The sequence below is a fragment of the Achromobacter ruhlandii genome (assembly GCF_902859695.1).
In the GTDB taxonomy this organism is placed as follows: domain Bacteria; phylum Pseudomonadota; class Gammaproteobacteria; order Burkholderiales; family Burkholderiaceae_B; genus Achromobacter; species Achromobacter ruhlandii.
Genome location: NZ_CADIJL010000016.1, coordinates 17863 through 26998, shown reverse-complemented (window position 1 = coordinate 26998; position 9136 = coordinate 17863). Strand labels below are relative to the sequence as shown.

At 61.2% G+C, this 9136-nt stretch carries 14 protein-coding genes, 1 tRNA gene and 1 pseudogene; 8 read left to right on the top strand and 8 right to left on the bottom strand.

Features of this window, described 5'->3' with window-relative positions; genetic code table 11:
* Positions 1–117 precede the first annotated feature (117 nt).
* From rpoD to HV742_RS19190, 3 genes are all read left to right on the top strand, one after another.
* Positions 118–2385: an RNA polymerase sigma factor RpoD gene (rpoD, locus tag HV742_RS19200; protein WP_049075163.1), complete on the top strand. Its 2268-nt coding sequence runs from the start codon at positions 118–120 to the stop codon at positions 2383–2385.
* A gap of 7 nt (positions 2386–2392) precedes the next feature.
* Positions 2393–2471 (top strand) — tRNA-Ile (locus HV742_RS19195).
* Positions 2472–2790: 319 nt separating this feature from the next.
* On the top strand, positions 2791–3174 hold the full coding sequence (locus tag HV742_RS19190) for a site-specific integrase (protein WP_254601187.1): 384 nt from the start codon (positions 2791–2793) through the stop codon (positions 3172–3174).
* 225 nt (positions 3175–3399) lie between these two features.
* On the opposite strand, the gene HV742_RS19185 is transcribed toward HV742_RS19190, so the two are convergent.
* Complete coding sequence (locus HV742_RS19185) at positions 3400–3819, bottom strand: hypothetical protein (RefSeq protein WP_175146160.1); 420 nt, start codon at positions 3817–3819, stop codon at positions 3400–3402.
* Complete coding sequence (locus HV742_RS19180) at positions 3816–4079, bottom strand: phage tail protein (RefSeq protein WP_175146159.1); 264 nt, start codon at positions 4077–4079, stop codon at positions 3816–3818. Before HV742_RS19180 ends, HV742_RS19185 begins: the two co-directional genes overlap by 4 nt.
* Before the next feature lie 70 nt (positions 4080–4149).
* On the opposite strand from HV742_RS19180, the gene HV742_RS19175 reads away from it, so the two are divergent.
* Positions 4150–4791 (top strand): hypothetical protein, encoded by a 642-nt coding sequence (locus HV742_RS19175; protein ID WP_175146158.1) that lies wholly within the window; start codon positions 4150–4152, stop codon positions 4789–4791.
* Positions 4792–4824: 33 nt separating this feature from the next.
* Here HV742_RS19175 and HV742_RS19170 read toward each other — a convergent pair whose 3' ends face one another.
* Positions 4825–5490: a ParB/RepB/Spo0J family partition protein gene (locus HV742_RS19170; RefSeq protein ID WP_254601185.1), complete on the bottom strand. Its 666-nt coding sequence runs from the start codon at positions 5488–5490 to the stop codon at positions 4825–4827.
* 244 nt (positions 5491–5734) lie between these two features.
* Here HV742_RS19170 and HV742_RS19165 point away from each other — a divergent pair, with 244 nt between their 5' ends.
* Entirely contained in the window at positions 5735–6376 is a 642-nt protein-coding gene (locus tag HV742_RS19165; protein ID WP_175146157.1) for a hypothetical protein, read from the top strand.
* Positions 6377–6621: 245 nt separating this feature from the next.
* Here HV742_RS19165 and HV742_RS19160 read toward each other — a convergent pair whose 3' ends face one another.
* Positions 6622–6855, bottom strand: a complete 234-nt coding sequence (locus tag HV742_RS19160) for a hypothetical protein (protein ID WP_175146156.1) — start codon at positions 6853–6855, stop codon at positions 6622–6624.
* Positions 6852–6980, bottom strand: coding sequence for a hypothetical protein (locus HV742_RS32470; protein ID WP_024069489.1), 129 nt, complete (start codon positions 6978–6980; stop codon positions 6852–6854). Before HV742_RS32470 ends, HV742_RS19160 begins: the two co-directional genes overlap by 4 nt.
* A 220-nt stretch (positions 6981–7200) precedes the next feature.
* On the opposite strand from HV742_RS32470, the gene HV742_RS19155 reads away from it, so the two are divergent.
* Positions 7201–7629: a hypothetical protein gene (locus HV742_RS19155; RefSeq protein WP_175146155.1), complete on the top strand. Its 429-nt coding sequence runs from the start codon at positions 7201–7203 to the stop codon at positions 7627–7629.
* A 42-nt stretch (positions 7630–7671) separates the two neighbouring features.
* Here HV742_RS19155 and HV742_RS19150 read toward each other — a convergent pair whose 3' ends face one another.
* Positions 7672–7902 carry a hypothetical protein gene (locus HV742_RS19150; protein WP_175146154.1) on the bottom strand — a complete coding sequence of 77 codons (231 nt, stop codon included), beginning with the start codon at positions 7900–7902 and terminating at the stop codon, positions 7672–7674.
* A 185-nt stretch (positions 7903–8087) separates the two neighbouring features.
* Between HV742_RS19150 and HV742_RS19145 the strand changes: the two genes are divergently transcribed.
* On the top strand, positions 8088–8309 hold the full coding sequence (locus HV742_RS19145; protein WP_175146153.1) for a hypothetical protein: 222 nt from the start codon (positions 8088–8090) through the stop codon (positions 8307–8309).
* Positions 8310–8339: 30 nt separating this feature from the next.
* On the opposite strand, the gene HV742_RS19140 is transcribed toward HV742_RS19145, so the two are convergent.
* On the bottom strand, positions 8340–8546 hold the full coding sequence (locus tag HV742_RS19140; RefSeq protein WP_175146152.1) for a hypothetical protein: 207 nt from the start codon (positions 8544–8546) through the stop codon (positions 8340–8342).
* Between the two features lie 2 nt (positions 8547–8548).
* Positions 8549–8734 carry a hypothetical protein gene (locus tag HV742_RS19135; RefSeq protein WP_175146151.1) on the bottom strand — a complete coding sequence of 62 codons (186 nt, stop codon included), beginning with the start codon at positions 8732–8734 and terminating at the stop codon, positions 8549–8551.
* A 99-nt stretch (positions 8735–8833) separates the two neighbouring features.
* On the opposite strand from HV742_RS19135, the pseudogene HV742_RS32305 reads away from it, so the two are divergent.
* Positions 8834–9129: pseudogene (locus HV742_RS32305) on the top strand (hypothetical protein); the annotation flags it as partial.
* Positions 9130–9136 lie beyond the last annotated feature (7 nt).

The window sequence follows — 9136 nt, the reverse complement described above, 5'->3', positions numbered from 1 at the left end:
AGGGCTTCCGCCGATTCACCAGTTTTACCCGCATGGATGCCGCGATGGGCCTTTGCCCGGCAGCGGTTTCATGCGGTGCACATGCCCGAACGGGTTGCGACGACCACGGAAGCGACTATGACCAAATCCACCGGCAAATCCTCCTCTGCAATTGATGCGACCGACACCCAGGCCACCAAGGCCAAGCGTGTCGTCAGCATGGCGGCGGAAAAAGCGCCCGCCAAGACGGCGGTGAAGGTCGCCAAGCCTGCCGCTAAGACGGCCGCCAAGAAGGCGGCTGCCAAGACGGCGGCGGCAGACAAGCCCGAGAAGGTGACCAAGGCGCGTGCCAAGAAGGCCGAGGACAAGCTGGCCGATCTGGTCGGCAGCGCGCGTCCGGCCCCCAGCGGCCGCCGCCCGGGTCGCCCGGCCAAGAACGCCAACAACGATTCCGACGGTTTCGACGACACCATGGACGGCGAAGGCGAGGTCCTGCCGGACCTGAAGCCGCCCAAGCGCGGTGGCAAGCGCGGCAAGGCGGATCCCAAGGATCTGATCGCCCGCGGCCCCGTCTCGGCCGAAGAATACGAAGCCCGCCGCAACCGCCTCAAGCAGCTGATCAAGCTGGGCAAGGATCGCGGCTACCTGACCTACGGCGAAATCAACGACCATCTGCCTGATGACCTGGTCGACGCCGAAGCCATCGACGGCATCATCAGCACGTTCAGCGACATGGGCATCGCGGTCTATGACCAGGCGCCCGATGCCGAAACGCTGCTGATGAGCGAAAACGCGCCGGTTGCGTCCAACGACGATGACGTCGAAGACGAAGCCGAAGCCGCGCTGACCACCGTGGACTCCGACTTCGGCCGCACCACCGACCCCGTGCGTATGTACATGCGCGAAATGGGCTCGGTGGAACTGCTGACGCGCGAGGGCGAAATCGAGATCGCCAAGCGCATCGAAGACGGCCTGAAGCACATGGTCATGGCCATCTCGGCCTGCCCGACCACCATCAACGAAATCCTCGCTCACGTCATGCGCGTGCGTGAAGGCCAGGCGCAGATCGACGAAGTGGTCGACGGCCTGGTCGATCCGGAAGACGGCGAAGAGTATGCCGGCGCCGGCGTCACCGCCGATGAAGACGAGAGCGATGACGGCCCCGCTGGCGGCATGTCCAGCAAGCAGCTGGAAGACCTGCGCGTGAAGGCGTTGGCCAAATTCGACGAGGTCGGCAAGCAGTTCGACAAGATGCGCCTGTCGTACGAAAAGGACGGCTACAAGTCGGACGTCTACGTGCGCGCGCAGGAGTCGATCCAGAACGAACTGATGGGCATCCGCTTCACCGCCAAGATGGTCGAGAAGCTGGCCGACACGCTGCGCAACCAGGTGGAAGAAGTGCGCCAGCTCGAGCGCGCCGTCCTGCACACGTGTGTGGACCGTGCCGGCATGCCGCGCACGCATTTCATCAAGGTGTTCCCGGGCAACGAAACCAATCTGCAGTGGGTCGTCGACGAAGTGGCCGCCGGCCATCCGTACGCCGAAACGCTGGAGCGCCAGATCCCCGCCGTGCAGGAACTGCAGCAGAAGCTGATCGACCTGCAGACCCGCGTGGTGCTGCCGCTCAAGGACCTCAAGGACGTCAACAAGCGCATGGCCACTGGCGAAGCCAAGGCCCGCAAGGCCAAGCGCGAAATGACCGAGGCCAACCTGCGCCTGGTGATCTCGATCGCCAAGAAGTACACGAACCGTGGCCTGCAGTTCCTGGACCTGATCCAGGAAGGCAACATCGGCCTGATGAAGGCGGTGGACAAGTTCGAGTACCGTCGCGGCTACAAGTTCTCGACCTACGCGACGTGGTGGATCCGTCAGGCCATCACCCGCTCCATCGCCGACCAGGCGCGCACCATCCGTATTCCGGTCCACATGATCGAAACGATCAACAAGATGAACCGGATCAGCCGCCAGATCCTGCAGGAAACCGGCGCCGAGCCGGATCCCGCGACCCTGGCGCAGAAGATGGACATGCCCGAGGACAAGATCCGCAAGATCCTGAAGATCGCCAAGGAGCCGATCTCCATGGAAACGCCGATCGGCGACGACGACGACTCGCACCTGGGCGATTTCATCGAGGACACCTCGACCCTGGCGCCTTCGGACGCCGCGCTGCATGGTTCCATGCGCGACGTGGTCAAGGAAGTGCTAGACTCCCTGACCCCGCGGGAAGCCAAGGTGCTGCGCATGCGTTTCGGTATCGAAATGAGCACCGACCAGACCCTGGAAGAAGTGGGCAAGCAGTTCGACGTCACGCGTGAGCGCATCCGCCAAATAGAGGCTAAAGCGCTGCGCAAGCTGCGTCACCCGAGCCGGGCCGACAAGCTGAAGAGCTTCCTGGAAGGGCAATAAGTTTCCTGGGCCTCTAGCTCATGCCTGGTTAGAGCAGCGGACTCATAATCCGTTGGTGCCGAGTTCGACTCTCGGGGGGCCTACCAAAAAATACCCGGTAAATCAGGTATTTACAGCCGCCAGCAATGGCGGCTGTTTCGTTTCTGCCGCCCGCTGTGACCAAAACGTGACCGTCTCAGCGTGTGCGGCCAGGTGCGTCGGGGCAAGGTGGGCGTACTGTAGCGCGGCGCGTCGTTTGAGACGGATCGGTGCGTCATTTGATACCGCTGAGACCCGCCAAAACGCCCCAGGACGCGCGATCAGGGGGCAAGGCAGGCATCCCCCCACCACCTTGGCCCTCAACCCGGCCTGCGGCTGGGGCGGTAAATCGGGGATACTGCCCGGTTATAACGCCCCTGCCGAGCCATGAAACCCTGGTCCCGCCGTCAGCCTCGCCGAAAGCCCGCCCCGACCCTTGCCGACGCGCTCACGTGCTATCTGGCCGAGGTTTCCGCCACCAAGAAGGGCCACGTCTCCGAACAATCCATCGCGCGTAAATCCATCGCGCGTATCTGGCGCGCCACGCGCCTGGCCATCCGCCCGGTCGACCGCATCCGTAGCTCCGACCTGACGGAGTTGCGCGACGAATGGCTCAAGGACCGAGCGCCGGCCACCGTGGCGCGGCGCATGGCCTTCCTGTCACATGTCTACAAGGTGATTCGCAAGGACTGGGGTTTCGACCAGCCTCCTGCTTCTTCTGCGCAACAGCGGATACAGCCTGAGCGGCGTCACGGCTGCCCCGGTCGCTGACGACGATCTCAAGGGCAGCCTTCATGTTGGTATTGGACACGGTGGACCTCTTGCTACATGGTCTGCGACGACGACCTGGCGGCGTGCGTCGGTCTGCCCCGCTTCTTGGGTTTGATACGCCGCTGGCTGACGATGCGGCGAGTGGTCGAATTGCCGGAATCCCTGGCTGTCCCGTTCAGTTCAGCCTGGGATTCCAGGTAGCCTTGCACCTGTTCAAAGGTCAGGCTACGGACGCGGTCCTCTGAGATGCCGTGTTTTCCGAGGACGAGGATGAGTTTTCGGAAGGTTCGCAGGCGACGTTCGGCAACAGCAGCTTTTTTTTGCCTCGCTCATCTCCGCATAGATCACGTCCAGGTCCGTGGGGACCATCGTGGCCAGCAGCTCAAAGGTGATGTCATCCTCGGGGATGTCACCCAGGCGCTGCATGCACGCGGCGAACATGGCCAAGTCGATGCGCGCGACCGATGCGTCCGGGTGGGTCTCCAGCGCGTCGATGTTGTCGCCCATGGTCGGCAGGCGCATAGCGAAGTTGTAGTGCCGGCGGCCTTGGTACGGCACGCCGTAGACCAGCGTGCCGGTAGCCAGGACTTCCTTGTCCGGTTGCGTGACAGCGCGCGTCTGCGCTTGATGGTTGGCATTGGTCATTCATCCACCTTCTTGACGGCGAACATGGTGAGGGTACGGCGCGCTTCGTTGTCGACCGTGTATTGCTTGCCAACTTCGGACGTGCAGCAGTCCAGGTAGGTTTCGCGCTTGCCGCCGGGCGAGGACGGAAACACCGTGATGGTCGCGCCGAAGATTTCGGCCCACTTGATGTCATCGTCAAAGGGAATCGGCACGGTCACGCGCAGGGAATACTCCTTGATTCCCTTGGCCACACCGCCGATGTTGCGGCTACGGTTCATATAAATGGCTCCTGCTCAATGAGATACGATCGCGATTGCGCCAGAGAGGGCGCCCGCGAGGGGGGGCGATATGAAAGATGTGAAGTTCGAAGACTGGCGATTAACGGTCTTCTGGGTAGCCGTGGCAGCAGCAACTGCAATTGCTGGGTTTGTATTTGGCTGGAGTTGGCGCGATAGAACCGGGGCGCTGGCAAACGTCAGCTTGCTTGCGGCTATGACCGCGATTGGTACTGTCGGAGCCACGGTCGCCGCCGTCGCCATTGCTAGTTGGCAGTATCGGACGCAGCGTATGGAGCGATACGCGGAGGCTGTACTTGTGATTGGCGAGGCCTATCCAAGATTGGCAGGCTTCCATGCCGTGCTCATCGAATGTTCCAACACCATCGATGGTGTGGAAAAAGTTGATCTGAGTGTCAAAGACATAAGGGCAGTCATATCCGATATTCAGGACGCTTACCGAATGGCAGACTTGCCCGCGCCCAAACAACTCCTTCCACTAAGGGAATCGCTTGCCCACGAAATGGCACTTGTTATTTCGCAATTGCACCCAATGGTGAGCTTTGCGGTGGATGAAGCGCTAGAGACTCGGGCGGGGCGACTTGAGGTTGTCCAATTCATGCAACAGGGAATTAAAGTTGCAATGCCGCTGATTGAGTCGTTATCGGAGAGCGGCTATCAGTTGCTAAAGCGAGAGGTCAGCTCCACTGCCTAATCCCTACGGGATATGGGTGCCAGCGAACAGGGATTATGCTATGGCACCGTCTTCTGCCCCTAGCACCCAGCGCAAAGCCGCAGCGTAGTCTCCCTGCGCCAGCTCCAGCGCCGCCAGGATTTGTTTGCGGGATTTCACGCGGGGGCGCTCGCCCATGACTGCGGCCTGCTGGCGGTTGCGCTGGTGGGGCGTCGCGTCCTTGCCAGCTGCGACCAGTTCGGCCACCTTGGCGCGCTGATCTTCTGGATTGAGCTTCGCCAGGGCTTTGGCATGGGTAAGGGTGATTTGCCCGGCCTCGATGGCATCCTGCACGACCTTGGGGCTATCCAGCAGGACCAGCGTGTCGCGTACCGTGGCGACGCTGCAGTTGTAGATGACGGCAATCTGGTCTTCACCTTTGCCCAGTGCCAGGTGCCGACGCATTTTCTCGGCGCGGCCGAGCGGACTGTCGGCCGTGCGGGCTTCGTTCTCGCTGGCGATGGCGTCCAGAGCTGATTGCCACTTCCCTGGGTACACGACTGCCGGAATTTGTCGCTCGGGCTCGCCGCGGTGGTGCCGCCATTCGTTGGCAAGTCGGGCAGCCTTGACGCGTTGGCGCCCGAACACCACCTCGGTTTCGCCGGTCTCGGGATTCTTGGAGACTGCGATGGGTTCCTGCACGCCTTGGTAGTCGATATTGCGGGCCAGCGCTTCGTCCACCGGCAGATGGACACGTGCGTCGTGGAGCGGGCCATTTTCGTCGGTGACGAGGGTCAGCTTGGCGGGGTCGAAGTTGAGGAGGTTGCTTTGGCCTTCTGCGTCATAAACGTCTTTCGATTTTTTGCCATGGTCTGTTCAGATTGAAGTGAGTGGACAAAGGGGAGCGGGCCGCCCGGGGCGGGACGGCTGACACCCTTGGAGGGTTGGGATACGATGCGCGGCAGAATTCCAACGGGAGCTGCAATTGAAGAACTTCAAGTGGTATGAGTGGGCAATACTTGCCTTACTGATGGGAATGCTCCTTATCGGTGGCGCGCTTTCCCCATGGGGTCAAGCTCTGTTTCATAGTGAGGGAGCGCCAGCATGGATTCAGGCCATCTTCTCAGTCGTGGCAATTGTGTCGGGAGCGGGCTTTGTCCTGTGGCAGCACACTTTGCAAATGAGGCGCGACTCACAGATTAGGATTGAGGAGCGAATTGACGCTTTCGAGCCGATTTGCAGCCTCATCGGCCAAGCGCATTGGTTGATGGCTTACATACAAGATGTCCTTGATGGCTATGTGCCTGCTGAAGAGGTCTTGCGAACGGACGTGATCATTGATGACGTGGGCGCACTGCTGGGTGCTATGGACCGTGTCAACGTTCATCAGCTACCCACTGGATATCTCTGTGCATACTTCATCGACGTATGCCGTGTATTGCGGAAGATGGAGGTTCAACTGCGTCACGCTGCTAATAGGTGGCGCAACGATCTGCAGGGTACTAAGTGGCGCCATGAGCTACTCGCGGCAAAGTTGGCGAAGGAATCTGTCGCCCAAACGCTGCAAATCTTTCGGCACGCTCTCACGTCAATCGAGCGCGGCGAAAGGCCGAAGTTACCTATCTGAGTAGTTCAAGGTTCATTGGGCATGGTCCCCTGGCGGCGCCATATATTGCTAATGGTCTGCGGAGACACGCCGTAGCATTGGCCAGGTCGTAAGTGGCCGGTCGCCCGCGTGTGGTCTGGAAAATCCCGATTTTCTCGGCCTGTACCGCCGGTTCGGCCTTTGGGTCTTCCCACTGTGCCCGACGCCGAGGCAATGGCACGGGCGGAATCCACCCAGCGCGGTCACGCGGGATGAGTCAATTCCGTTCATAAGACGCTGCGCAGGATCCAGCCCAACGGCTGCGGGCCGAAGAGGAAGAACGCGGCCAAGACCGCGGCGGCGGGCCATGCCCACCACGGGATATCCGCATCCTGGCTCCAGTTGCCTTTGCCGGCGTGGTCCCGCGGTGCGATGAGGTCGCCCAGCTTGCGGGGCGCCTTGGCGGCGATGCGCAGGGGGCGGATGCGCGCCGGGGGCGCGCTTGCGCTGATGGTGTTCATTGGGTAGCGCTCCAGGGATCGGCCGCGACGTAGCGGCGTGAGAGGTAGTCGCCGAGGGGCGCCAGCACCAGCCGCGCGAACGCGAACAGGCCCAGGCCCCAGGCGAGGGTTTCGATGTAGGTCATGGGGATTTGCGCGAATGCGCGGTGGTGAGGCCTCGGAGAGCAGGCCGGAGGCCCGATCAGTTCACTTCCAGGGGAAGGTCACTTTTTGCGCCGGTGGCGAAGCGGCGCCGGCCTGCTCTCCGAAGCCGCCCCAGCGTGCGGGGACTGGCAAAGCTATACTTGCCCGCACTCTTCCATAGTGGAAATCGCTGGGCAAAACCGGCTTCGATTTTGTTCTCATATGAAGACACCCGAAAACTGGTTGCTCAATTTCTCCGTAAATCGTGCGATGGGCGAAGGAGTCGCTGCCCAGCTCATGGGACCATTTGCCGCACATCCGTCCGTCTGCCGGGTTTCAGCGCAGCTTCTAATCGGTGATTGGATGCAGCCCGATCCATGGGGCACGCCGGGACAGGCATTCCCAACTATCGACCTTGAGCTTGCTTCCGGGCTTGAGCTTTACGAACTATTGGCAAAGGCATCCGTGCAAGTAGTGTCGCCTGTCGTCGCGGGCGTCGACGGCGAGACCTATTCTCTGGAATTCACTAGCGGTTTCAACGTTGTCAGCTTTCGCTGGTTCTGCGAGCTTCCTATCGAATGGCAATCGCTTCAGGCCGTCGCCAGGCGGATGGAAGAGCTTGGCAAGCAATGCCTGGCGTCGGTCTCGTAATGCTGGTAGTCGGCGCTGCGCGCTGGGCATGAGCCGGGGCTGTCAGGTGCCGAAGTGCAGATCGGCGACAACGTCGCTGAGGTCCATGCGAAGCAGTTCGCGGGCCCGTTCTTCCGGCACGCCTGCATTGCCCATAATTTCCAGCAAGTCGCTATCGCTGCAATCGTCGCGGCAGTCACCGATCAGAACGTCGAAATGCACACCGTGGCGCATCATGATGCGGCCGGTGGCGGCGAGTAGCGCGCCCGCTTCGTGAATGGTCACTTCTTCCATGGTTGTGTTCTTCCAATATCGAGGGAATTACAGCTTCCCGTTGCGGTCCAGCACGCTGAGAATGGGCGCGAGGATGTCGAGCAGGGCCTCGATGAACTTGATCATGAGAACTCCGGATTTATTTAGTACAACTTTGATTCATAAGTTACATTTACATCTCCCCCTCTTAATTCTGGAGTTATGAGATGGCCCATGAAGTCAGCATGAACATCAATGACAAGCTTGTCTTGCACAAAGATGTGGAAATTGAGGTTCGCAAAGATAAAAAGAAGTTGGGAACCGTGTTGGTCAGTAAGGGCAATGTGGAATGGCTTCCTGCGGGCAACTCCGTCAACAAGCGCCGCATGTCGTGGGAAAAGTTCGCGGAGCTGATGGAGTCTGAAGGGCGCCAAGTTAAGGTGAAGTAACACCAGCCCAGATCTCTGGGCCGCTGAGCCTCAGCGGCCCGGTGCTGGTTTGCGATCAAGTGCGCGAATCCGGCCTACCAACTTGGATTGCGCTTCCGTTAAAGCTTGCTCTGCGTTCGCATCGCCTCCCACTTCGGCGTAGAACTCGCCGAACAACTGTTCCAGATCCATCGCTTCAACCAGCGCGGCGGCGTTGAGAATCGCTTGTCGCATGGCTTCACGCTTCTTTACGGGCATGGTCATTCCTTCGGGGTGTTGTCGGCGAGGCGCGCATTCAAGCGGCGCTTGAGGATGGGCCGGACTGCGTTGTCGACTGCGACGCGCATTTCGTCATCGAGGGGGATATCGCCGTGGCTGGTGTTGATGGCGACGGCGGCGGCGAGTTGTACGGAGATTGCCCGGGACAGGGCTTCGGTGTTCTCCATGGTGGTCTCCTTGCCCCGGCACCCGGGGCCGGTGGGGAAGGTCAGGCGGGGGTCTTGAACGTCCAGCCTACGTGTTGGTCGGCATAGGCGCGGGCAGTCACGCACGCCAGCCGCGGCGGCGTGTGGGGCGTGTTCCTGCACCCGGCCAGCAAGGACCGCCTGGCGGCCATTTGCAAGGCCCGCAGTGTGTCCTGCGACCCGGATGCGATCTACGCGGCGCTGGAGTATGACGACGTGCTGGCGGCCGGTGTGGCGCGCTACTGCTCTGGACGGACCCGAAGGCGCTGCCGCCGGTCGGTGATGCAGACGCCGGCTGGGCGCTGTACCTGCGCACCTGGCGGCCGGGCAAGCCCAAGCCCGATAGCTGGCCGGTTCTCTACCGCCAGGCCGTCGCAGGTGCGG

Excerpts from the sequence above, each read along its gene's own strand:
- rpoD (WP_049075163.1), top strand. The coding sequence starts at position 118 with ATGACCAAATCCACCGGCAAATCCTCCTCTGCAATTGATGCGACCGAC.
- HV742_RS19190 (WP_254601187.1), top strand. The coding sequence starts at position 2,791 with ATGAAACCCTGGTCCCGCCGTCAGCCTCGCCGAAAGCCCGCCCCGACC.
- HV742_RS19185 (WP_175146160.1), bottom strand. The coding sequence starts at position 3,819 with ATGACCAATGCCAACCATCAAGCGCAGACGCGCGCTGTCACGCAACCG.
- HV742_RS19180 (WP_175146159.1), bottom strand. The coding sequence starts at position 4,079 with ATGAACCGTAGCCGCAACATCGGCGGTGTGGCCAAGGGAATCAAGGAG.
- HV742_RS19175 (WP_175146158.1), top strand. The coding sequence starts at position 4,150 with ATGAAAGATGTGAAGTTCGAAGACTGGCGATTAACGGTCTTCTGGGTA.
- HV742_RS19160 (WP_175146156.1), bottom strand. The coding sequence starts at position 6,855 with ATGAACACCATCAGCGCAAGCGCGCCCCCGGCGCGCATCCGCCCCCTG.
- HV742_RS32470 (WP_024069489.1), bottom strand. The coding sequence starts at position 6,980 with ATGACCTACATCGAAACCCTCGCCTGGGGCCTGGGCCTGTTCGCGTTC.
- HV742_RS19155 (WP_175146155.1), top strand. The coding sequence starts at position 7,201 with ATGAAGACACCCGAAAACTGGTTGCTCAATTTCTCCGTAAATCGTGCG.
- HV742_RS19150 (WP_175146154.1), bottom strand. The coding sequence starts at position 7,902 with ATGGAAGAAGTGACCATTCACGAAGCGGGCGCGCTACTCGCCGCCACC.
- HV742_RS19145 (WP_175146153.1), top strand. The coding sequence starts at position 8,088 with ATGGCCCATGAAGTCAGCATGAACATCAATGACAAGCTTGTCTTGCAC.
- HV742_RS19140 (WP_175146152.1), bottom strand. The coding sequence starts at position 8,546 with ATGCCCGTAAAGAAGCGTGAAGCCATGCGACAAGCGATTCTCAACGCC.
- HV742_RS19135 (WP_175146151.1), bottom strand. The coding sequence starts at position 8,734 with ATGGAGAACACCGAAGCCCTGTCCCGGGCAATCTCCGTACAACTCGCC.